This window comes from Burkholderia territorii (assembly GCF_902833055.1).
GTDB lineage: Bacteria > Pseudomonadota > Gammaproteobacteria > Burkholderiales > Burkholderiaceae > Burkholderia > Burkholderia territorii.
The window spans coordinates 185,348-208,643 of sequence record NZ_CADFEJ010000002.1; the positions used below are offsets into that span (position 1 = coordinate 185,348).

Consider the following 23,296-nt stretch of genomic DNA (forward strand, 5'->3'; position numbering starts at 1 on the left):
TCTATTCTTCGCCCGACAACCCGCCGCCCTCGTCGAATCGCGTCACGCACGGCAGCGCGCGCAGCTTGTCGCAGATCGCGCGGTATTCGAGATCCGACACGCGCGCGAGCGCGATGCGCACCTCATCGTGCTCGCCCGCGTCGTCGGCGCGCTGCACGATGAATTGCTTCACGCGCGCGCTGTCCGGGCCGAGGGCCGCGTGGAGCGAATCGAACGTCAGCGCGCCGCTCACCACCGTCAGCGCGAGCTGACGCCGCTGCCGCACCGTGAAGTAGCGCCGCTCGAGCGGCTTGATGCCGGCCAGGATGATCAGGATGATGATCGTCGCGGAGACGGACGCGACGTACAGGCCGCCGCCCACCGCGAGGCCGATCGCGGCGACCGACCACAGGCTCGCGGCCGTCGTCAGCCCGCGCACGATCTCGCCGCGCAGCAGGATCGAGCCGGCGCCGAGGAAACCGATGCCCGACACCACCTGTGCGGCGATCCGCGACGGATCGAGCACGATGTGGTCGCTGCTGCCCAGCACGTCGGCGAAACCGAACGCCGACACGATCATGATGAGCGTGGAGCCGACACAAACGAGCATGTGCGTGCGCAGGCCGGCTGCCCACGAAAGGCGCTCCCGCTCGAAGCCGATGACACTGCCGAGCGCCGCCGCGAGAACCAGCCGCATCACGAGTTCCAGGTTGCCAAGCATTCGATTTCCCTCCTGTTTTGGGGACGGCCGCGCGGAATGGTTTATCCTTGGCCCCGGCCGCGTCGCTCCGCGCCGACTCAATTCGATCCAAGCGCTCAACCCCGCCATGTCCGTTCCCGATTCCGCTTCCGCCCAGGCCGCCCGATTGCGCGACCATTTTGCGCACGTCATCCTGCCGATCTGGCAGGGTTCAGGGTTCGACCAGACACTGCGGCTGCCGTTCGAGGCCGTCGATCCGGCCACCCATGCACCGCTGCCCGTCACCCGTTATCGCGCAATGGCATGCGCGCGACAACTGTTCGTGTTCGCGCAGGCCGGCAACACCGCGCACGCGGCCACGCTGTTCGACTCGCTGTGCAGCCGCTTCCGCGACCCGCGCCACGGCGGCTGGTTCTACAGCGTCGACGCGCAAGGCGCACCGCTCGACACGACCAAGGATCTCTATACGCACGCGTTCGTCGTGTTCGCGTGCGCGGCATGGCATGCGGCGTCGGGCGATGCCGCGGCGCGCACGGTCGCCGAGGACACCGCCGCGCTGATCCACGACCGCTTCGCGCCGCAGCCGGGCGATGCGCTGCTCGACGCCGCGCGTCACGCCGACTTCTCGTCATCGGGCAGCGGCGCGCTGCAGAACCCGCTGATGCATCTGACCGAAGCATGGCTCGCGGCCGCCGATGCGTTCGGCGACGCCGCGTTCGACGATGCGCTCGTACGCACCGCGCAGGCCGTCGAGCGCACGTTCGTCGATACGGCGACCGGCTGCGTCGCCGAGCTGCCGCTCGGGGCGGCCGACAACCGTTTCGAGCCCGGCCATCAGTTCGAATGGTTCTATCTGGTCGATGCGGCCGGCGCGCGCCTCGCGCAAACCGGGCTCCCCGACGCCCTCGCGCGCGCGTTCGCGTTCGCCGAGCAGCACGGGATCGATCCGCTCACGGGCGCCGTGTGCGCGGCGGTCGATGCACAAGGCGCATGCATCGACGGCACGCAGCGAATCTGGGCGCAGACCGAATACCTGCGCGCGCTCGCCACGCACGGCGGCACGCCGGCCTCCGCGCCGCTCGCGCTGCAGATCGAGCGCTTCGCCGCGCGCTTCCTGCATCCGCGCGGCTGGTTCGAGTGCAAGGCGGCCGACGGACAGGTGTCGCGCGCTGACATGCCGTCGACGACGCCCTACCACCTCGCGACCGCTTACGCGGCGCTGCCCGCCGTCTCGTAACCCGCGTCAGCAAACGACGACGACGACGCGCGCTCGCCGCGAACATCGCGAGCCGCGCGCGCGTCGCCCAGCTCGAACACCGCCACCGCCTGCATCAGGTGCGCGGTCTGGTCATTCAGCGACGCGGCCGCCGCCGCGACCTGCTCGACCAGCGCCGCGTTCTGCTGCGTCAGCTGGTCCATCTGCGTGACGGCCTGGTTGACCTGCTCGATGCCGACGCTCTGCTCGACCGACGCGGCCGTAATTTCCGACATCGTCTGCACGACCCGCGTGATCGACGCCGATACCGTCCGCATCGCGTCGCCGGCCCGTTCGACGAGTTCCGAGCCGCCGTCGATCTGCGCGACCGACTCCTCGATCAGCGTCTTGATCTCCTTCGCCGATTGCGCGCTGCGCTGCGCGAGCGAGCGCACTTCGCCCGCGACCACCGCGAAGCCGCGACCCTGCTCGCCCGCCCGCGCGGCCTCGACCGCCGCGTTCAGCGCGAGAATGTTGGTCTGGAAGGCGATGCCGTCGATCACCGAGATGATCTCCGCGATGCGTCCTGAGCTTTGCGCGATGCCGCGCATCCGGTCGATCACGCTGTCGACCACGCCACCGCCCTGGCGCGTGGCGTCGAGCGCCGCGTCGGCCAATGCGCTGGCCGCGCGCGCGCTGTCGGTGTTCTGACGGACCGTGGCGGTCAATTGCTCCATGCTCGCGGCGGTTTCCTCGAGCGACGCGGCCTGCGTGCCCGTACGCGCGGACAGGTCCGCGTTGCCGCCGGCGATCTCGCCCGCGCCGAGGTGGATCGCGTCGGACGCGTGACGCACGGTGCGCACGGTATCCGCGATGCTCGCCTGCATCGCGGCCAGGCCGCGCAACATCCGGTCGATCTCGAACACGCCGCCCGCCCGCACGGTTTCGTCGAGTCGGCCCTGCGCGATGCGCTCGAAATGGCGGCCGGCTTCGTCCAGCGGCGCGACCACCGCGCGCCGCGCGCCGGCGTAGATCGCCGCGCTGGCCGCGAGCATCGCCGCCAGCAGCACGATGCCGACCCACTTGAACCATTGCATCCCGCTGTCGATCGTGGCGAGCGCATCGCGGCTCGACGCGGCGCCGTAGTCGGCGAAGCGGTGCAGTTCGGCGAGGTACGCGTCCTGGAAGCCCTGCGTCGGCTGGTCGAGGAACGCCTGGATATTGCCGGCGTCGAGGAACTGCACGAGTTCGCCCAGTGCGCCGCGCAGCGCGCGATAGCGCTCGACGAGCGCCGCCACGTGCGCGCGGTTCGTCGCGTCGACGGCCTGCGCGGCCGTCAGCGCGGCAAACGCCTTGTCCGCTTCGGCAAGCGAAGCGCTGGCATGGCGGATGATCTCGTCGGGCTTCGGGCCGCCGCGCACCATTCGCGTGCCGGCGCGCGACAGGTTCACGCGTGCGTCGAGCAGGTGCTCGGTCGCCTGGCTGGCCGCGTCGACCTGCGCGATCGCGACGTTCGACAGATCGTCGACGCCGCTGCGTGTCGATGCGAGCGCCCAGAAGCCGAGCGCCTCGATCGCGAACAGAAAGACGCAAAACACGGTCAACACGCCGAGCAGACCCGACGCGAGCTTGATTTTTCCGAACATGGGGAAGATTCCTGGAGAGGCGACGATGGAGCAATGCCCCGGCATTAGCGGCATTTCTTCGTCGGACTTTAGGAACGTGGACAGAGGCACGCGGGCGAGCACCCGTCATTCCCGCGCAATCGCCGGCAAACGAGGACAACGCACACGTTCGACGCAATAATCGCGTCGCATCGCACCGGCCTTTGCACGAAATGCGGACGAATTTCCTTGCTTATCCGCAGCCCCCTTCCTAGAGTTCAGCGCAAGCGGACACGCATTGCGAGGGAAGTCGATGACGGACATCACGGACCACGCGCGCGGCGCATTGCGCGCGCAACCGTTCAGCATGCTGCTGGGCACGGAGCTGATGCATATCGGCGACAACGAAGTGTCGCTGTGCCTGCCCGTGCGGGAGGAGTTGCGGCAGCAGCACGGTTTCGTGCATGGCGGCGTGATCGGCTACCTCGCGGACAACGCGCTGACCTTCGCCGGCGCGCTCGTACTCGGCCCGCGCGTGATCACCGCCGAATACAAGATCAACTACCTGAGGCCGGCCGTGAACGGCACGCTCGTTGCGCGCGCGAAGGTCGTTTACGCGGGCCGGCACCAGGCGACCTGCCAGTGTCATGTGTTCGTCATCGACGGCGATCACGAGCGGCTCGTCGCGATCGCGCAAGGCACGATCAATCGCGTCGGCGACGGCAAGATGCCGGATGCGCGGGAGGAGACGGCGTAACGGGCGCCGCCGGCCGGTTCGACGGGACAAGCCGCAAAGCGCAGGAGCCTCAGCGCGTGTCGCGCGAGCGTCTCATCGCGGCGAGATAGACGGCATCGCGCTCGCGACGCCCCACAGCGACCACCAGCACGACAACCTCCGACTCGCGCACTTCGTACACGAGGCGATAGCCGACACTGCGCAGCTTGATCTTGTATCGGTCCGGATGACCATGCAGTTTCGCCGAAGGAATGCGCGGATTTTCGAGACGCTCGGCGAGTCTCGCCTTGAACTGATCTCGAACGGTGCGATCAAGCTTCTTCCATTCCTTCAACGCAGGTTCGAGAAAGGCGAGCTCAAAGGTCATTCAGTTTGACCTTGACGACTTTCTCCTTCGCGCGTGAATCGGCAAGCGCGTTGTCTTCAATATCTTCGAGACGTTCGACCATCGCCTCCCATGTCTTCGCCGGGATGCAATAGAACGCGGGTTCGTTGTGGTTCAGGATCGCGACCGGAAAACCCTCGCCCGCCGCAACGGTTCCCATCGGGTTCCGCTTCAGCTCCGAAACGCTCGCCGTCACGCTGGCCAGAATGGTGTGGGGCATGTTCGCTCCTGGTTCGATCGAATTTTTATTGTATCTTATTTAGCACCAAATTTAGCTCCATTTTGAGTGCCCTATGAGCAATGCCGGGTTTGCTCCCGAACCGTGAAGTTCAAGGCGCTACTCGGCTCCCTCATCCGCCAGCGGCATAAAACGCGGCGCCACCCGCGCCCGCACGTTCCCGTTCTCGTCGGTTCGATAGATCCCGCGTGCAACGTTGTGCGGATGCTCGACTGCGTCGGCAACGCTCAGCACCGGCGCAAAGCACGCGTCGGTGCCTTCGAGCAGCGCGCGCCAGTGCGCGGACGGCTGCTGCGCGAACACCTCGGCAAAGCGTGCCTTCAGCGCCGGCCAGCGCGCGCGGTCGTACTGCGATGCCGGATCGACGTCGGTCAACCCGAGCCGCTCGACCAGCAGCGCGTAGAACGGCGGCTCCAGCGCACCGATCGTCACGCATTCGCCGTCCGCGCAGCGATACACGTCGTAGAACGGCGCTTCGTGGAAGAGGCTCGGCTGCGCGCCGTCGAGCTGGCCGTTCGCGCGCGCCCAAAGCGCGAGCGAGCCGAGCATCGATGCGATGTCGACGATCGCGCCGTCGACCACGCGCCCCGGGCCGCCGCGGCGCACGTCGAACAATGCGCAGACGATGCCGAACGCGAGCCCGAGTGCGCCCCCGGCATCGCCGACGACGGTCGGCGGCATGCCGGGCCGTCCGTCGCGCGGCGCGGACAGCGACAGCAGCCCCGTCAGCGCGACGTAGTTCAGGTCGTGCCCGGCCGCCGACGCCAGCGGGCCGTCCTGGCCCCAGCCCGTCATCCGTCCGTAGACGAGCTTCGAATTGTGGTGCGCGCAATCGTCCGGACCGAGACCGAGGCGCTCCATCACGCCCGGTCGCAGCCCCTCGATCAGCGCATCGGCCTGCGCGATCAGCGCGAGCGCCGCGTCGCGGCCGGCCGGCGTCTTCAGATCGAGTTCGACGATCGTCTTGCCTTCGCGCAGTAGATCGCCGTCGCGGCCTTGCAGCGCGTCCGGCGCGCTGGTGCGGCCCGCCGGACGCGCGATCAGCGTGACCCGCGCGCCCATCCCGGCGAGCATCCAGCCTGCGAGCGGGCCGGGGCCGAGGCCCTCGAATTCGACGATGTGGAGGCCGGAAAGCGGAACACCAAGCGACATACGATTCTCCTGTCGACCCGCGTTAGCGCTTCAGCGCTTACGCGGGTCCCATGCTTCGCGGTCGACCCGCGTTAGCGCTTCAGCGCTTACGCGGGTCCCATGCTTCGCGACCGACCCGCGTTGGCGCCTCAGCACTTACGCAGGTCCCATACTTCGCGATCGATTCGCGACGACTCGAGCCAGCGCGAATCCCGTTCATCATGACCGGAATGCGCTTCCGCACACCAGTACGGCCCCGCCTGCGACGCATTGCATGGCGAATTGCCTTCGTCACGCGTGCGCCAAACGAAAAATCCCTGCGCAGCGGGTCCGCTTCGCAGGGATCGGTCAAGTCCAGCACTGCAGGATTACACGCGCGAACCGACGCACGCTCAGAACGCATCCCCCGGCACCCGCACCCAGCCTTCCATCAGCACACGCGCGCTGCGGCTCATGATCGCCTTCGTGACGGTCCATTCGCCATTCTCGAGCCGCGCTTCCGCGCCGACGCGCAGCGTGCCCGACGGATGACCGAAGCGCACCGCGTTGCGTTCGCCGCCGCCCGCCGCGAGGTTGACGAGCGTGCCGGGGATCGCCGCGGCCGTGCCGATCGCGACCGCCGCCGTGCCCATCATCGCGTGATGCAGCTTGCCCATCGACATCGCCCGCACCAGCAGGTCGACGTCGCCCGCACTCACGCGCTTGCCGCTCGACGCGACATAGTCGGCCGGCTTCGCGACGAATGCGATCTTCGGCGTGTGCTGCCGCGTCGCGATCTCGTCGAGCGTATCGATCAGGCCCATGCGCAGCGCGCCATGTGCGCGGATCGTCTCGAACTTCTCGAGTGCCTTCGCATCGCCGTTGATCGCGTCCTGCAGCTCCGTGCCGGTATAGCCGATCGCTTCCGCCTCGACGAAGATGGTCGGAATCCCCGCGTTGATCATCGTCGCCTTCAGCGTGCCGATGCCCGGCACGGCAAGATCGTCGACGAGGTTGCCGGTCGGGAACATCGCGCCGCCCGAGCCTTCTTCCTCGGCGGCCGGGTCCATGAACTCGAGCTGCACTTCGGCAGCCGGAAACGTGACGCCGTCCAGCTCGAAATCGCCCGTCTCCTGCACCGCGCCGTTCGTGATCGGCACGTGCGCCACGATCGTCTTGCCGATGTTCGCCTGCCAGATACGCACGGTGGCGATGCCGTCGCGCGGCACACGCGACGCATCGACGAGACCGCCGCTGATCGCGAATGGGCCGACCGCCGCCGACAGGTTGCCGCAGTTGCCGGTCCAGTCGACGAATGCCTTGTCGATCGCGACCTGCCCGAACAGGTAGTCGACGTCGTGGCCGGGCCGCGTGCTCTTCGACACGATCACCGTCTTGCTCGTCGACGACGTCGCGCCGCCCATGCCGTCGATCTGCTTGCCGTACGGATCGGGGCTGCCGATCACGCGCAGCAGCAGCGCGTCGCGCGCGGCGCCCGGCGCCTGCGCGGCCTCCGGCAGGTCCTGCAGCCGGAAGAACACGCCCTTGCTGGTGCCGCCGCGGATATACGTCGCCGGAATCCTGATTTGAGGAATGTGAGCCATGTTTGCGTTGTCCCTGTGTGACCCGGTCAAGCGGCCTGCGACGATTCGAGGAAGTCCTGCGCGAAGCGCTGCAGCACGCCGCCCGCGTCGTAGATCGACACTTCCTCGGCCGTGTCGAGCCGGCACGTCACCGGCACCTCGACCCGCTCGCCGTTCCTGCGATGAATCACGAGCGTGAGATCGGCGCGCGGCGTACGCTCGCCGATCACGTCGAACGTCTCGGTGCCGTCGATGCCGAGCGTCGTGCGGTTCGTGCCCGGCTTGAACTCGAGCGGCAGCACGCCCATCCCGATCAGGTTCGTGCGGTGGATCCGCTCGAAGCCTTCCGCGACGATCGCCTCGACGCCCGCGAGCCGCACGCCCTTCGCCGCCCAGTCGCGCGACGATCCCTGGCCGTAGTCGGCGCCGGCGACAACGATCAGCGGTTGCTTGCGATTCATGTACGTCTCAATCGCTTCCCACATCCGCATGACCTTGCCTTCCGGCTCGACGCGCGCGAGCGAGCCCTTCTTCACCGCACCGTCGACGACCGCCATCTCGTTGACGAGCGTCGGGTTCGCGAACGTCGCGCGCTGCGCGGTCAGGTGGTCTCCCCGGTGCGTCGCGTACGAGTTGAAGTCTTCTTCCGGCAGGCCCATCTTCGCGAGGTACTCGCCGGCCGCGCTGTTCGGGAGGATCGCGTTCGACGGCGACAGGTGGTCGGTCGTGATGTTGTCCCCGAGCACCGCGAGCGGACGCATGCCCTTGAGCGTACGTTCGCCGGCCAGCGCACCTTCCCAGTACGGCGGACGGCGAATGTACGTGCTTTGCGGACGCCAGTCGTACAACGGTGCCGCCCGCTCGCCCGCATCGGCCGTGCGCGCGAACATCGGTTCGTACACCTTGCGGAACTGCTCGGGCTTCACGCTCGATGCGACGATCGCGTCGATTTCCTCGTCGGTCGGCCAGATGTCCTTCAGCGTGACGGGCTTGCCGTCCTGATCGTGGCCGAGCGCGTCCTTCTCGATGTCGAAGCGGATCGTGCCGGCGATCGCATACGCGACGACGAGCGGCGGCGACGCGAGGAACGCCTGCTTCGCATACGGATGGATCCGGCCGTCGAAATTGCGGTTGCCGGACAGCACGGCGGTCGCGTACAGGTCGCGATCGACGATCTCCTGCTGGATCTTCGGATCGAGCGCGCCCGACATCCCGTTGCAGGTCGTGCACGCGAACGCGACGATGCCGAAGCCGAGCTTTTCCAGCTCCGGCAACAGGTTCGCTTCTTCCAGATACAGCTCGACCGCCTTCGAGCCCGGCGCGAGCGAACTCTTCACCCACGGCTTGCGCGTGAGGCCCTTCGCGTTCGCATTGCGCGCGAGCAACGCAGCTGCGATCACGTTGCGCGGGTTGCTGGTGTTCGTGCAGCTCGTGATCGCGGCGATGATGACCGCGCCGTCGGGCATCTCGCCCGCCTTCTCTTCCCACTGGCCGGCGATGCCGCGCGCGGCGAGGTCGGACGTCGGCAGCCGCTTGTGCGGGTTCGACGGACCGGCCATGTTGCGCACGACGCTCGACAGGTCGAACGTCAGCGTGCGCTCGTACTGCGCACGATCCAGCGTATCGGCCCACAGGCCGGCCGCCTTCGCGTAGGTCTCGACGAGCTTCACCTGCTCGTCGCTGCGGCCGGTGAGGCGCAGGTAGTCGGTCGTCTGGCCGTCGATGAAGAACATCGCGGCCGTCGCGCCATATTCGGGCGCCATGTTCGAAATCGTCGCGCGGTCACCGAGCGTGAGGCTCGCCGCGCCTTCGCCACGGAATTCCAGATACGCGCCGACCACCTTTTCCTTGCGCAGGAATTCGGTGAGCGCGAGCACGATGTCGGTCGCGGTGATGCCGGGCTGGCGCTTGCCCGTCAGCTCGACGCCGACGATGTCGGGCAGGCGCATCCACGATGCGCGGCCGAGCATCACGTTCTCCGCTTCCAGCCCGCCCACGCCGATCGCGATCACGCCGAGCGCGTCGACGTGCGGCGTGTGGCTGTCGGTGCCGACGCAAGTGTCCGGATACGCGACGCCATCCTGCACCTGGATCACCGGCGACATCTTCTCCAGATTGATCTGGTGCATGATGCCGTTGCCCGGCGGGATCACGTCGACGTTCTCGAACGACTGCTTGGTCCATTCGATGAAGTGAAAGCGATCCTCGTTGCGGCGATCCTCGATCGCGCGGTTCTTCGCGAACGCGTCCGGATCGAAACCGCCGCACTCGACGGCGAGCGAGTGATCGACGATCAGTTGCACGGGTACGACGGGGTTCACCTTCGCCGGGTCGCCGCCGCGCTCGGCGATCGCGTCGCGCAGGCCCGCGAGATCGACGAGCGCCGTCTGGCCGAGAATGTCGTGGCACACCACGCGCGCCGGGAACCACGGGAAGTCGCGTTCGCGCTTGCGCTCGATGATCTGCGTCAGCGAATCGCCGAGGATCGCCGGATCGCAGCGGCGCACGAGGTTTTCGGCGAGCACGCGCGACGTGTACGGCAGCGTGTCGTACGCGCCGGGGGCGATCGCGTCGACCGCGGCACGCGCGTCGAAGAAGTCCAGCGACGTGCCGGGCAGGGGTTTGCGGTAGGCGGTATTCATGATGTGGGGCGGGAATCGGGGTAAGACGTTCCGCGCGCGCCGGCAACCCGCATCACGGGTGCCGGCGCGCGCAGCGGGCGATCAGCGCTTCTCGATCGGCACGAACTGCAGGTCTTCCGGACCGGTGTAGTTCGCGCTCGGGCGGATGATCTTGTTGTCGATGCGCTGCTCGATGATGTGCGCGCTCCAGCCGGACGTGCGCGAGATCACGAACAGCGGCGTGAACATCGCGGTCGGCACGCCCATCATGTGATACGACACGGCGCTGAACCAGTCGAGGTTCGGGAACATCTTCTTCGCGTCCCACATCACCGATTCGAGGCGCTCGGCGATGCTGTACAGCTTCAGGTCGCCCGCTTCCTTCGACAGCTTGTGCGCGACGCCCTTGATCACCTTGTTGCGCGGATCGGAAATCGTGTAGACCGGATGGCCGAAGCCGATCACGACTTCCTTGTTCTCGACGCGGCGGCGGATGTCGGCCTCGGCGTCGTCCGGCGAGCTGTAGCGGCTCTGGATTTCATACGCGACTTCGTTCGCGCCGCCGTGCTTCGGCCCGCGCAGCGCGCCGATCGCGCCGGTGATCGCCGAATAGATGTCCGAGCCCGTGCCCGCGATCACGCGACCGGTGAACGTCGATGCGTTGAACTCGTGCTCCGCGTACAGGATCAGCGACGTATGCATCGCGTCGACCCACGACTTCGACGGCGTCTTGCCGTGCAGCAGATGCAGGAAGTGGCCGCCGATCGAGTCGTCGTCGGTTTCCGTCTCGATGCGCTTGCCGTTGTGCGAGAAGTGATACCAGTACAGCAGCATCGAGCCGAGCGACGCCATCAGGCGGTCGGCGATGTCGCGCGCGCCCGGCAGGTTGTGATCGTCCTTCTCCGGCAGCACGGTGCCGAGCACCGACACGCCGGTACGCATCACGTCCATCGGGTGAGCCGATGCCGGGATCTGCTCGAGCGCGGCCTTCAGTGCGTTCGGCAGGCCGCGCAGCGCGCGCAGCTTGGTCTTGTACGCAGCCAGTTCGGTCAGGTTCGGCAGCGTGCCGTGCACGAGCAGGTGCGCGATTTCCTCGAATTCGCACGATTCCGCGACGTCGAGGATGTCGTACCCGCGATAGTGCAGGTCGTTGCCGGTCTTGCCGACCGTGCACAGCGCCGTGTTGCCGGCCGTCACGCCCGACAGCGCCACCGACTTCTTCGGCTTGAATGCGCCTGCGGCGGCCGGTGCTGCGTCTTTCGTCTCGCTCATGTTTCCGTTCTCCAATGGGTATCGGGGGTGTCATGTCGGCCGGGCGCGCCGCGGATGCGCGCGGCCCGGTTTCATGCAAAGCATTCCGGGAGCCGTGCCCCGGCGCGCGGGGCGCGTTACTTCTTGCCCTGCGCGAACAGTTCGTCGAGCTTCTGCTCGTATGCGTGATAGCCGAGGAAGTCGTACAGCTCGGCGCGCGTCTGCATGGTCGGCACCGCGGCCTTCTGCGTGCCGTCGCGGCGGAGCGTCTCGTAGAAATTCAGCGCGGCCTTGTTCATCGCGCGATACGCGCCGCAGCAGTACAGCGCGATGTCGACGTTCGCCTCGCGCAGCTCGTCGAGCGTGAACAGCGGCGTCGAGCCGAACTCGGTCAGGTTCGCGAGGATCGGCACCTTCACGGCGGCCTTGAAGCGGCGATAGTCGTCGAGCGTCTTCATCGCTTCGGGGAAGATCATGTCCGCGCCGGCTTCCACGTACGCGATCGCGCGCTCGATCGCCGCATCGATTCCTTCGGCGGCGGCCGCGTCGGTGCGGGCCATGATCACGAACTGGTCGTCGGTGCGCGCATCGACCGCGGCCTTCACGCGATCGACCATTTCGTCGGTCGGCACGACTTCCTTGCCCGGACGGTGCCCGCAGCGCTTCTGGCCGACCTGGTCCTCCAGGTGGACGGCCGCGACACCGGCCTTGATGAACGAGCGAACGGTGCGCGCGATGTTGAATGCGCCGCCCCAGCCGGTATCGATGTCGACGAGCAGCGGCAGGTCGGTCGCGTTGGTGATCCGGTTCGCGTCGATCAGCACGTCTTCCATCGTGCTGATGCCGAGATCGGGGATCCCGAGCGAATTCGCGGCGACGCCGCCGCCCGACAGGTAGACGGCCTTGAAGCCGACGGCCTGCGCCATCTTGGCCGCGTACGCGGTGATCGCGCCGACCACCTGCAGCGGCTGCTCGGCCGCGACTGCCGCGCGGAATTTCGCGCCGGCGCTCTGAAGATGCGTGTTGCTCATGAACGGCCTCCTGAAGGAATGCCCATCAACAGCAAGGACCGGGCCAGCTCGCGAATTGCCGCTAACCCACTGATTCTTAAGCAACCGGCGCGAGCAACCCATCATCCGACGATTTCATTTCGGCAATTTCATGTTTCAAAAATGAAATCGCACGCGCATAATCGATCGTCATGGACCTCTCTTCGACCAAGCCCGTCGGCCCGGCCGACCGAGCCGTTCGCCCGCGCATCTGGGCGATGGGCATCAGCCGCCTGCGCGACCTGTTTCGCGAGATCGCCGGCGAATTCGACGAACGCGCCGACGTGCGCATCGTCACGCGTGCATACGAAGACGCGCTGAGCGCGATCGCGGAAGCCGGCACCTCGCGGCCCGACGTGATCGTCGCGGCCGGCTCGAACGGCGGCTTCCTGAAAACGCGGGCGCAAGTGCCGGTCGTCGTCGTATCGCCGACCGGTTTCGACGTGATGCAGGCGCTAGCCCGGGCACGGCGCGACGCATCGCGCATCGCGCTCGTCAGCGCCGGCGAGACGCCGCCCGAAGTGCGCCGCTTCGTCGCCGCTTACGGCCTCGACGTGCAGTTTGCGTCATATCAGTCCGCGCAGGAAGCCGAAGCGTGCGTGCACGACCTGCACGATCGCGGCATCGAGACGATCGTCGGCCCCGGCCTCGTCACCGATCTCGCGGCGAGTGCGGGCATGGGCGCGGTGTTCCTTTATTCGCACGCGTCGGTGCGCAAGGCGGTCGAGACGGCGCTCGAGGTCGCGTACGCGACGCACGCCGAGGCGTTTCGCCGCCAGCGGCTCGACAACCTGTTGCAGCATCTGCGCGACGGCGTGGTGGCGCTCGATGCGCGCGGTCGCGTCGAAGCCATCAACGAGCGGCTCGCGTCGGCGCTCGGCGTCGAACCGGCGGCGGCCGTCGGCCGCGCGCTCGTCGATTTGCGGCCGGAATTGCGCACGCTGCGCGGCGAAGACGGCGACGCGCTCGCGACCGTGCGCGGCGTGCGCTACGTCGTGCATCGCGGGCCGCTGGTCGATCGCGGCGTGACGTCCGGCAGCGTGCTGACGTTCCAGGAGTCGCGTGCCGTCGAGCGGCTCGATCGCGCATTGCGTTCGCAGGCGAACACGCAGCAGTTCGCGGCGCGCTACACGCTCGACGATGTGGTCGGCGCGTCCGCGCCGATGGCGCGCGTGCGCGATCTCGTGCGCCGCTACGCGAAATCCGACGCGACCGTGCTCGTACTGGGCGAAAGCGGCACCGGCAAAGAGATGATCGCGCAGAGCCTGCACGCGCTGTCCTCGCGGCGCAACTATCCGTTCGTCGCGATCAACTGCGGCGCGTTTCCGGAGGCGCTGCTCGAGAGCGAGCTGTTCGGTTACGAGGAAGGCGCGTTCACCGGCGCGCGGCGCGGCGGCAAGACCGGGCTGTTCGAGGCCGCGCACCGCGGCACGCTGTTTCTGGACGAGATCGGTGAGATGCCGCCGTCGCTGCAAAGCCGGCTGCTGCGCGTGCTGCAGGAGCGCGAGGTGATCCGTCTCGGCTCGACCGAGCCGATCCGCATCGACGTGCGCGTGATCGCCGCGACGCACCGCCCGCTGCTCGCGGCCGTCGAGGACGGCACGTTCCGTGCGGACCTGTATTACCGGCTCAACATCCTGAACATTGGCCTGCCGCCGCTGCGCGAGCGCGCCGCCGACATTCCCGCGCTCGCCGCCACGCTGCTCGTTCAGGCTGCGCGGCGCGAACCGCGGCTGGCCGAACGCGTGCGCGAGATCGACGATGCAATGCGCGCGCTCGACGCGACGCGCGCGACGCTCGCGCGCTATCGATGGCCCGGCAACGTGCGGGAACTGCAGAACGTGGTCGAGCGGATCGCGGTGGAACTGGCCGAGGAAGTCGACGAGCGCGATCCGGGTGCCGCGTGCGCGGCGCTCACGCCCGATGCGCTGCAGGCGATCGCGCCCGAACTGTTCGCCGTGCCGCCCGACGCGCCCGACGCCGACGACGCGCAGACACTCCACGCGCGCCGCCGTCGCGCCGAAGCCGACGAGATCCGCGCGGTGCTCGATGCATGCGGCGGCGATCGCGATCGCGCGTGCGCGATGCTCGGCATCAGCAAGACGACGCTATGGCGGAAGCTGTCTGCGAAATAGGTGCGGGCGGGATGGCCAGGGTACGCATGACGCGCGCCGCCTTCAATCGGCCTTGTGATAGTGGCGGTAAGCCTTCGCGCGATTCCCGCACGACGACATCGAGCACCAGCGGCGGCTGCCGTTCTTGCTGTCGTCGATGAACAGCCATTGGCACGCATCGTTCGCGCAGCGCTTGACCTTCGCGAGTCGCGCGCTGCCCAGCAGGTCCATTGCCGACCATAGCACCGGGCTCAGCAGCGTGGAGAGCGTCGCGTCCGCACCGCGGATCCGCCACGCATAGCCGCCGTCGATCTGCGCGAGCGCGACGCGCGGCGCCGCTTCCGCCAGAAAACCGCCCAGCAGCGCGAGATCGTCCGCTTGCGGCTCGCGCCGCTCGGCTTGCGCATGAAAGAGCCGATACAGCGCCTCGCGCAACGCGAGCGCGAGCGCCAGCATCGCCGGCTCGCCCTCTTTCTTCTTCACGTGTGTACGACACGCGTCGGCCAGGCCGGCCGGCACGCCCGCGTGCTCGCGGCACCAGGTGAACAGGTCGTCCAGCGTGCCGAAGGTTTCGGTCGGCGTATCGGCGCCGCGCCAGTACAGCGTATTCGCGAAGTCGATGCTCAGCGTGTCGGACAGCGCCGGAATCAGGCAGTCCGCCGTGACGGAAGGTTGCGTTTTGCTCATGCCGCGATCGTATCTAACGACCATGCCGGTTGACAAGCGCGCGGACGCTTTCTAACATAACCGGCATGGTGGTTAAAAAGGTTTGCTGCACTGACGTCCCCCCTTCAGTTCAAGGAGCCACAGATGATCGATCACCTTTCGTTCGGCGTTGCCCAGATCGACCGCAGCCGCGCGTTCTACGACAACACGCTCGGCGCGCTCGGCTACAAGCGGCTGTACAGCGACGACGGATCCCTCGGCTACGGCACCAGCGAACCGGTGCTGTGGTTGCAGCACGCGGCGCGTCCGGTCGTCGCCGATCCCGATTCAGGATTGCACGTGTCGTTTCGCGCATCGTCGCCCGTGGAAGTCGATGCGTTCTATCGCGCCGCGCTCCAGCACGGCGGAAAGGACAATGGCGGGCCGGGCAAACGCGAGCACTACGGCCCCGGCTACTACGCCGCATTCGTCGTCGATCCCGACGGGTATCGGCTCGAAGCCCACTGCGAACTGGACAACGTCGTCTGATTCGGTTCGTACCGACACCGGTAAGCGACCAGGGCCCGATTCCGCGTGATGAGGAATCGGGCCCTGGTCTTTGGTACATGGCTACCGCAGGCAATTACGGCAACGACGCGGCGGATGGTCGGATGGCGCGGCCTGGTCCCGGTCGATTACGCGCGCGATCCGGCCCGTGCCGCGAATTGCCTACTGCGCGTTGCGCGTGCGCTGCAGTTGCTCGCCCAATCCTTCGATCCCGAGGCGCACCGTCTGCCCTGCCTTCAGGAACACAGGCGACGGCTTGATGCCCATCCCGACGCCCGGCGGCGTGCCGGTCGTGATCACGTCGCCCGGTTGCAGCGTCATGCAGGCCGACAGGTAAGCGATCAGTTGCGCGACGGTGAACACCATCGTGCGCGTGTTGCCGTTCTGGTAGCGGTGTCCGTCGATCTCGAGCCACAGGTCGAGGCACTGCGGATCGGGCACCTCGTCGCGCGTCACGAGCCACGGGCCGATCGGGCCGAACGTGTCGAAGCCCTTGCCCTTGTCCCACTGGCCGCCGCGCTCGATCTGCCACTCGCGCTCGGAGACATCGTTGACGACGCAATAGCCGGCGACGTAATCCAGCGCGCGCGCCTCGCCGACGTCCTTGCACGTCGCACCGATCACGACGCCGAGCTCGACTTCCCAATCCGTCTTCACCGAACCCTTCGGGATGTCGATACCGTCGTTCGGGCCGCAGATCGAACTCGTCCATTTGCCGAATACCACCGGCTCCTTCGGCACCGGCATGCCGGCCTCGGCCGCGTGATCGGCATAGTTCAGACCAATGCCGATGAACTTGCCGACGCGGCCGACGCACGCGCCGATGCGCGGCTCGCCGGGCACGAGCGGCAGCGTGGCCGGATCGATCGCGCGCACGCGCGCGAGCGCGGCGTCGGACAGCGCGTCGCCGGCCAGATCCGGCACGTGCGCGGACAGGTCGCGGATGCGGCCATCCGCATCGAGGATGCCGGGCTTTTCCTGGCCGGACGGGCCATAGCGAAGCAGTTTCATCGTGCTCAACCTCTGTTGTCGAATGTGACAGGATACCGGCCGACGCGACCGCTGACGGCCACGCGCCGGACTGAATGTCGATCGTCGATGACGCGCGTCGGCGCCGCATCCGGCAGGCCAAACGACACGCGAGGCTCGCGCAGGCGCAGCGATCGCGGCGCCGCACCGAAGTGCGACGCGCATCGAGCAGGCGGCCGCCGGTCTGCGCATCGGCGACGACGACGCAGCATCCGCGACATGTGGCGGCCTGTGGCGGCCGGCATCACGCGCGGCAGCGCCGTCGCTGGCCCGCCGCTCTTTGTACCACCGGCGGGCCGCCGTGAAATGGCGCGCGACGGATACCGACTATTGGTGCGCCTGCGGAGATTGCGCCGCAGCATCGGCGCTCGCCGCACATTCGGCTTTTACGCCGAATGCCGCCGTCATTCGATCCGAGGAATGGATTGCGAATATTTCTTGTGACCCTGTCATCGGGAACGCTACGTGATCCGTTCTTGCTGGGTAACGATCGGTAAAAAGACGCTGCATTGCACACTGAATGTTTGTTGTTAAGCTCGCGCGGATGGCAGTCGCATCCGCATGCGGCTTCACGGATTCCGCGTGCAAATCAGGCCAGCGTGCGTCGCCACCGATTGGCAACCCCGGACTTCCTACCCCATGATGCAAACGACCAATAACCTGCTCCCCGGCAGCGACGCACGGGAGTCGATGGGCACAGCCGACCGCTATCGCGCACCCGCGCTCGACAAGGGTCTCGACATTCTCGAACTCTTGTCTGAACAAAAGGAAGGACTCACCCGCACCGAAATCACGAAGGAACTCGGCCGCAACGCGAGCGAGATCTACCGGATGCTCGAACGTCTCGTCGCACGCCGCTACGTGATGCGCTCGAGCGGCGGCGACCGTTACACGCTCAGCCTCAAACTGTTCGCGCTTGCGCATCGGCATCCACCGATGAACCGGCTGATCGCCGAGGCGTTGCCGCTGATGCAGCGCTTCGCCGACGCGGCCGAACAGTCGTGCCATCTGACCGTCTACGACCGCGGCAACCTGCTCGTGATCGCGCAGGTCGACGGCCCCGGCCCATGGGGCGTATCGGTGCGGCTGGGCTCGCGCGTCGGGCTCGCCGATACGGCGTCGGGGCGCGTGATGCTGTCGTTCCAGGGTTCCGAGCAGCGTGCGCACATGCTGGCCGAGCATCGCAAGGTCAAGGGCGAAACGCCGATGAACGAGCAGGAACTCGCGCACGCGTGCCAGTCCATTCGGCAGTCCGGTTACATACGCCAGGACAGCCGACAGGCGTACGGCGTGACCGACCTGAGCGCGCCGATCCTCGGCCCGGCCGGCCATGCGATCGCGGTGCTGACCTGCCCGTACATGCGCCGGATCGATGCGCATATGGCGCCGTCGATCGAGGTGGTCGTCGCACGATTGCGAGATGCGGCAGGCCAGTTGTCGATGTGCCGCGCGCAAACGTGCTGAACATCGCCTGATCGTCGATCACGCTCGCCGCGCTCGACCTTCGGGTGCGGCAGTCGTTCGGCCACACGGCGAGCGGGTCGGGCAGGCGCGCGCGCCGATGCCTGCGGTGTGCGATCCGCACGCCGCGCTACGCTAGAATAGCGGCCCTCTCAAAAACTACGGCGGCCGGCTGTCGCGGCCGCCGTGTCCGATGGATGTCATGGCCAAACTTCTGAACGATCAAGAATTCCAGCGTTTCTCCGAACTTCAGCAGAAGCAGGCGAGCTTCACGATCACGCCCGAGGAAGCGGACGAGCTGCGCGACATCGTCGCGCGCGCGCAGAAGAAGCGCGACGACCGTGCCGAAGCGATGCGGGCGATCGAGAACTACATCGAGCAGTTCGACATCACGCCCGACGAACTCTTCTCGCCCGAGCAGATCGGCGAGGCCGCGCGCACTTACGGCCTCATCACGGCCACCAAGAAAGAGCGCACGCTGCCGCCGTCGATCACGTTCAACGGCAAGCCGTATCAATGGACCAAGACGCTTCCGGACGACGTGCGCGCCGCGCTGTTCGATGCATTTACGTCCGGCGAATCGGTCAAGCGCTTCATCGCGATGCCGAAGGACACCGCGCGTTGCGCGCTGACGATCGCCCGCCTCGAGCGCGAAACCGGCGGCGTCTATGCCGACGCGCACCTCGCGGAACTCGCGATTTCGCGTGACCAGGTGAACGACGCAGCGTCGAAACTCGCCGCGTAATCGCCATCGCGGGCACGGTTCATGCGTGCCCGCACCGGCGCGGACGCAGGCAAAAGCTGCGCCGCGCCAGCCGGAGCACTGCGGGCACGCACTCCCGAAAAGTCTCACCGAAGCCTCCCGCAAGCGCTCACCGCAGCATCCCGTAAAAGCTCACCTCAGTTCCCGAAAACCCTCACCGGGCGCTCCCGAACGTCCTCACCAACGCATCCCGCAAACGCTCACCGCCCCTTTCCCGGAAAGGCTCACCGGGGCTTCCCGCAAGGGCTCACCGGCAGCTCCCGCGAAGGCTCACCGGATGCTCCCGAATCGGCTCACCTTACCGCTCCCGGAAAGTCTCACCTTTGTTCCGTTTCGGATGGAGCAGGTGGGCAATGCGCGCGTTTGTGCGCCGGAACATGGCGCCGGGACCGGCGATATGCGGAGGTCAACGCGCATGCCATCGCCTGCTACGAACGCCGCAAGTCGAGGCGCTCACTCCTTCCAGCAGGTCGCGAAGCGAGCGTCGTACCGATCCGCATATCGAAAGGCAAAGAGTGGAACGATCTGCACTCCCAATTACACCCGATTCGCCCAATCGCGACCGTGCATCACCGACATCGCGCGTTCCGCGGCGACTGCGCACGATACCGTCGGAGGTTCGAGCACGCTCGTCGTCGCGATTACGGTTGCAGCTTCATCCTGAACCCCACCACACCAGGTTCCTCGGTCGTCGACACCTCGAAACCGCACGATTTCGCCAGCGAGATCATCGCGGTGTTCTCGCGCAGCGCCTCACCTACCATCCATGCGGTGCCACGCGATCGCGTGTAGTCGATGATGCGGGTCATCATCAGTCGCCCAAGCCCCTTGCCCTTCTGGTCGGGCCGCACGGCGATCGCGAACTCTGCCGTCTCGTTGTCGGGATCGGTAACCGCGCGGGCCACCGCGAGTGTGTGCGACCGGCCCGACACATCGGTAAGCGACACGATGAAGGCCATCTCGCGGTCGTAGTCGATCTGCGTCATCCGTGCGACTTGCGAATGATCGAAGCTGCGCACCGCACCGAAGAAACGCATCCGCAGATCGTCGGGCGTCATCGCGCCAAGCAGCTCGTTGTGCGCTTCCTCGTCTTCCGGACGGATCGGCCTGATCGTCACGGTCTCACCGCGCCACTCGAGCGTCTGCTCGAGATGGCGCGGATACGGCATGATCGCGAGCCGGCTGCGCCCGGCCGCCAGCGTGATGCGCGGCGCGACCACGTATGCACGGTCGGACAGCACGCGCAGCGTGACCGACATCGCGACGACCTCGCGTACGTCGCAAACGACTTGCGACAGCGCCGTCAGCGCGTCGAGCGCGGGTTCGACGGGCGCGCGGCGCGCATATGGCGAACGCTCCATCACCGCGCGGGCGAGCACCGTGTTCAGCGGTGGCAACCCGTATACGACGAACGGCGCCGATACGCCGTCGGCCGGCGGCACGGCATAACGAAACACCGGGCCGAAATTCGAATCGTCGTACATGTCGACCGTGACGTCGACGATTCTGGCGGCCGCCGGCGCATCGGCCGGCTCGCCATGCGCGCCGAAGTGGGACAGCCAGCGCAACGCCGCTTCGCCGGTCAGTTCATGCTCGCCGGCCTCCACCATCCGTCGGGCCTCGGCCTGCGCGGATGCAATGCACTCGGCCGGCTGCAGCGGCGTGCCCTCGGGCGTCTGCATCAGCAACTGCCGCCCGAGGTTGTAGTCGACGAGCCGCGCATATGCGCGCGCAAGCCGCTGCGGGGTGGTGTGCACGGGAATGCCGTTCGCGTGCAGTGCGTCGCGCGTCGCGGCGTCGACCGCACCGAAGAAACACGCGAGGATGCCGCGGTACGCGTACTGCCGTGACTCGATCAGCGTGCGCGCGACCGCCTCGGCCGGCGCACTATGGGACGTCGAATGCACGACGAACAGCGTGCCCGTTTGCGGAAACGGTGCGAGCGCCTTGATGGCGGCGCCGAAATGCTCGGGGCGCGCATTGTCGCCGAGCGTCAGCGGATTGCGTGGGCCCGCCAAATGCGGCAGCGCGGCCGCAACCGCCGACGTTGCCTCGGCCGGCCAGTCGGCCAGCACATCGCGCACCTCCGCGACCGCATCGACCGCGAGTTTCGCGACGCCTGCGTCGCTGGTCACGAGCGTCGCCGCGCCGCGCGCCGTGACGCGCCCGACACCGAGCGTCTCGATCTCGTCGAGCAGATCGTCGAGCGCATCGACCCGCACCATCCCCGCACGCTGGAACGCCGCCGTGTAAAGCGCATCGCCGGGATCGGCGCGCCCGGTGCGCAGCGCGAGCACCGGCTTGTTGCGCGCCGCCGCACGCGCGGCCGACATGAACTTGCGCGCCGCACATACGGTATCGAGCTCGAGCAGGATCGCGCGCGTGCCGGGATCGCTCGCGAGGTAGTCGAGCACGTCGCCCGCATCGACGTCGGCCTCGCTACCCAGCGCGACAACATGTGAGAAACCGAGGCCTCGTGCATCGGCCCAGCCGAGTACCGCATTCGTCAGCGCATTGGATTGCGACACCCATGCGACACCGCCCGCTCGCGCCGTATACGCCGGCGCGCCGAAATGCGCATGCCGCGCGGGCGACAGCACGCCGAGACTGCCCGGCCCGACGATACGGAGCACGAACGGCTTGGCCGCCTTGAGCGTGCGATCGAGTGCGGAGCGATCGGCGTCGGTGCGCGCCTCGCCGACGATCACCGCGACGCGCGTACCGATCTCGCCGAGCTTGCGTACGATGCCGGCCCACGTGGCCGGCGGCGTGCAGATCACCGCGACGGATGGCGGCGCGGGCAGCCGGTCGACATCCGACACGACAACGTGCCCGTTCAGCTCGCGATACTTCGGGTTGACGGGCCACACGGGCCCCTCGAACGCACCGTCGAGCACGCGCGCCCACACCATTGCACCAATACTTCCCGCGCGCGACGATGCACCGACGACCGCAACGGACCTGGGCTGGAACAGCGCATCGAGATGGCGAACGGTCACATCGGCTCCATACGGTAACGAAAGACGACCCGACCGACGCACGAGCCGGATGGCCGTGCGCCGGGCGACGCGAATTCCAAGCATAGGCGAACCCGATGCGGCTGCCTATATGCCGAACGGCCGACTGTGCGACGCGCGTCAATGCCCGCAACATGGGCCGGTCGCCGACGCCTTCGCACGATGCAACGGGCGAAAACGGCACGAGGCGGTCATCCGGTCGCCACTTCAAAGGTGAGGATTTACGGGAGGCATGGTGAGCATGTTCGGGAGTTGCGCGACTCGCAGCGCGAATACGCGAGAGGTGATCGCAATCGGCGGTATGCGGGCACCGTTCAGATCGAGAATGCCAACGCACGCATGCGGCGTAAATGCGGGTTTGTTTACGGGAATTCGCGGCGATATCCGGTCGAATCGCGGCAATTTCGCAATAGACGGCATGCATCAATCGTGCGGCATTGCCGGCCCATTCACGATTTCGACTCGCGCTCCGGCGGCCCAAAACAAAACGGTGCGACGACCGCATGGTCGTTCGCACCGTCAGTCAGCGCACGAAAGGTGAGGATTTTCGGGAGTCAGTCCTTGATCAGAAAACGCGCGCGGTTCTTGCCGAGCCACGCCGGCGCCCGTCCGCGGCCGCTCCACGTTTCGCCGGTCTTCGGATTCAGGTACTTCGGCGGCAACGGACGCTTCGGTTTCGAAGCACCGGCGGCACCGATCGGTCGAAAGCCGAGTTCTTCCGCGGTAATGTCGTATTCCTCGATTTTGGCCCGAATGGTAGCAATTGCCTCGGCAATCGCCTTTTCGCGTTCCTTGTCGATCTTTTGCTGAAGTCTTTCGAGTTGCGCTGTCAGTTGCCTGTAGGTCGCCATATGGATGGGACTCCGTGAGTGTTATTCATGAAAAATAGCCGACTCCAAGCGAATAGAAAAGCGCTTCACCCGATTACCTGTCCTTATCCGGTCATGTCGGGATCAATAACCGCTTTTCTTCTTGCATGCGAAGAGAAGATTTCGCACGGCATCATCGGTCGATTGCTGGAGAACGTCGAATTCCCCATTGCAAATGGCCCGGGCGTTGTCCGTGCAATTGCTCCAGTCGCTCCCGGTGCACTGCACCTGCGTAGTCGGGCGCCCGTCCGAAGTAAACAGTGGCGCCCCGCCGCCGCACCCGCCGAGCCCCGCAACCAGGGCCAACAATCCGGCCCGACGCCAATGCATTCGAGGCCACCGACAGACCGACGCAAGCATGTGTTTCATTGTTCTTTCCG

Annotated in this window: 20 protein-coding genes; 6 read left to right on the forward strand and 14 right to left on the reverse strand. The window is 67.0% G+C overall.

All coding sequences use genetic code 11. The features are described 5' to 3' along the window. Position 1: 1 nt before the first annotated feature. Complete coding sequence (locus HW466_RS05435) at positions 2-700, reverse strand: MgtC/SapB family protein (RefSeq protein WP_060135844.1); 699 nt, start codon at positions 698-700, stop codon at positions 2-4. Between the two features lie 106 nt (positions 701-806). On the opposite strand from HW466_RS05435, the gene HW466_RS05440 reads away from it, so the two are divergent. Further along, a complete protein-coding gene (locus HW466_RS05440) occupies positions 807-1,916 on the forward strand; it encodes an AGE family epimerase/isomerase (RefSeq protein WP_060298237.1) in 1,110 nt (369 codons plus the stop codon). Here the strand turns inward: HW466_RS05440 and HW466_RS05445 are convergent. Then, a complete protein-coding gene (locus tag HW466_RS05445) occupies positions 1,889-3,520 on the reverse strand; it encodes a methyl-accepting chemotaxis protein (RefSeq protein WP_060347139.1) in 1,632 nt (543 codons plus the stop codon). The two genes, HW466_RS05440 and HW466_RS05445, sit on opposite strands and share 28 nt — an antisense overlap. 271 nt (positions 3,521-3,791) lie before the next feature. Between HW466_RS05445 and HW466_RS05450 the strand changes: the two genes are divergently transcribed. After that, positions 3,792-4,235, forward strand: coding sequence for a PaaI family thioesterase (locus HW466_RS05450; protein ID WP_044845017.1), 444 nt, complete (start codon positions 3,792-3,794; stop codon positions 4,233-4,235). Between the two features lie 49 nt (positions 4,236-4,284). Here HW466_RS05450 and HW466_RS05455 read toward each other — a convergent pair whose 3' ends face one another. The 7 genes from HW466_RS05455 to prpB form a co-directional block, all read right to left on the reverse strand. After that, positions 4,285-4,581 carry a type II toxin-antitoxin system RelE family toxin gene (locus tag HW466_RS05455; RefSeq protein WP_059501462.1) on the reverse strand — a complete coding sequence of 99 codons (297 nt, stop codon included), beginning with the start codon at positions 4,579-4,581 and terminating at the stop codon, positions 4,285-4,287. Beyond that, on the reverse strand, positions 4,571-4,819 hold the full coding sequence (locus tag HW466_RS05460; protein WP_048023838.1) for a type II toxin-antitoxin system Phd/YefM family antitoxin: 249 nt from the start codon (positions 4,817-4,819) through the stop codon (positions 4,571-4,573). Before HW466_RS05460 ends, HW466_RS05455 begins: the two co-directional genes overlap by 11 nt. 117 nt (positions 4,820-4,936) lie before the next feature. Beyond that, complete coding sequence (locus tag HW466_RS05465; protein ID WP_174905524.1) at positions 4,937-5,989, reverse strand: CaiB/BaiF CoA transferase family protein; 1,053 nt, start codon at positions 5,987-5,989, stop codon at positions 4,937-4,939. 371 nt (positions 5,990-6,360) lie between these two features. Then, complete coding sequence (prpF, locus tag HW466_RS05470) at positions 6,361-7,551, reverse strand: 2-methylaconitate cis-trans isomerase PrpF (protein WP_059501459.1); 1,191 nt, start codon at positions 7,549-7,551, stop codon at positions 6,361-6,363. 26 nt (positions 7,552-7,577) lie between these two features. Next, a complete protein-coding gene (acnD, locus tag HW466_RS05475; protein ID WP_151005623.1) occupies positions 7,578-10,172 on the reverse strand; it encodes a Fe/S-dependent 2-methylisocitrate dehydratase AcnD in 2,595 nt (864 codons plus the stop codon). An 81-nt stretch (positions 10,173-10,253) separates the two neighbouring features. Further along, positions 10,254-11,423: a bifunctional 2-methylcitrate synthase/citrate synthase gene (gene prpC / locus HW466_RS05480; RefSeq protein ID WP_059543436.1), complete on the reverse strand. Its 1,170-nt coding sequence runs from the start codon at positions 11,421-11,423 to the stop codon at positions 10,254-10,256. Positions 11,424-11,539: 116 nt separating this feature from the next. Next, positions 11,540-12,433 (reverse strand): methylisocitrate lyase, encoded by an 894-nt coding sequence (gene prpB / locus HW466_RS05485; protein ID WP_044845010.1) that lies wholly within the window; start codon positions 12,431-12,433, stop codon positions 11,540-11,542. 170 nt (positions 12,434-12,603) lie between these two features. Between prpB and prpR the strand changes: the two genes are divergently transcribed. Beyond that, on the forward strand, positions 12,604-14,586 hold the full coding sequence (gene prpR / locus HW466_RS05490) for a propionate catabolism operon regulatory protein PrpR (RefSeq protein WP_174905525.1): 1,983 nt from the start codon (positions 12,604-12,606) through the stop codon (positions 14,584-14,586). A gap of 42 nt (positions 14,587-14,628) precedes the next feature. On the opposite strand, the gene HW466_RS05495 is transcribed toward prpR, so the two are convergent. Next, positions 14,629-15,276 carry a CGNR zinc finger domain-containing protein gene (locus HW466_RS05495; protein WP_151006542.1) on the reverse strand — a complete coding sequence of 216 codons (648 nt, stop codon included), beginning with the start codon at positions 15,274-15,276 and terminating at the stop codon, positions 14,629-14,631. A gap of 99 nt (positions 15,277-15,375) precedes the next feature. On the opposite strand from HW466_RS05495, the gene HW466_RS05500 reads away from it, so the two are divergent. Continuing rightward, positions 15,376-15,759, forward strand: a complete 384-nt coding sequence (locus HW466_RS05500) for a VOC family protein (protein WP_059448938.1) — start codon at positions 15,376-15,378, stop codon at positions 15,757-15,759. A 180-nt stretch (positions 15,760-15,939) separates the two neighbouring features. On the opposite strand, the gene HW466_RS05505 is transcribed toward HW466_RS05500, so the two are convergent. Continuing rightward, positions 15,940-16,788 carry an ureidoglycolate lyase gene (locus HW466_RS05505; protein ID WP_174905526.1) on the reverse strand — a complete coding sequence of 283 codons (849 nt, stop codon included), beginning with the start codon at positions 16,786-16,788 and terminating at the stop codon, positions 15,940-15,942. A 660-nt stretch (positions 16,789-17,448) separates the two neighbouring features. Here HW466_RS05505 and HW466_RS05510 point away from each other — a divergent pair. Together HW466_RS05510 and HW466_RS05515 are read left to right on the forward strand one after the other, a co-directional pair. Then, the gene (locus HW466_RS05510; RefSeq protein WP_059501700.1) at positions 17,449-18,270 is read left to right on the forward strand and encodes an IclR family transcriptional regulator; all 822 of its coding nucleotides are present in this window, start codon (positions 17,449-17,451) and stop codon (positions 18,268-18,270) included. 190 nt (positions 18,271-18,460) lie between these two features. Continuing rightward, complete coding sequence (locus tag HW466_RS05515; protein WP_059448936.1) at positions 18,461-19,012, forward strand: hypothetical protein; 552 nt, start codon at positions 18,461-18,463, stop codon at positions 19,010-19,012. Positions 19,013-19,671: 659 nt separating this feature from the next. Here the strand turns inward: HW466_RS05515 and HW466_RS05520 are convergent. The 3 genes from HW466_RS05520 to HW466_RS31810 all read right to left on the reverse strand — a co-directional run bounded on the left by HW466_RS05520 (position 19,672) and on the right by HW466_RS31810 (position 23,285). After that, positions 19,672-22,029 carry a bifunctional acetate--CoA ligase family protein/GNAT family N-acetyltransferase gene (locus HW466_RS05520; RefSeq protein WP_151004874.1) on the reverse strand — a complete coding sequence of 786 codons (2,358 nt, stop codon included), beginning with the start codon at positions 22,027-22,029 and terminating at the stop codon, positions 19,672-19,674. A 572-nt stretch (positions 22,030-22,601) separates the two neighbouring features. Beyond that, positions 22,602-22,898 (reverse strand): H-NS histone family protein, encoded by a 297-nt coding sequence (locus HW466_RS05525; RefSeq protein WP_059448934.1) that lies wholly within the window; start codon positions 22,896-22,898, stop codon positions 22,602-22,604. A gap of 102 nt (positions 22,899-23,000) precedes the next feature. Continuing rightward, a complete protein-coding gene (locus HW466_RS31810; protein WP_230938246.1) occupies positions 23,001-23,285 on the reverse strand; it encodes a hypothetical protein in 285 nt (94 codons plus the stop codon). Positions 23,286-23,296: the final 11 nt, after the last annotated feature.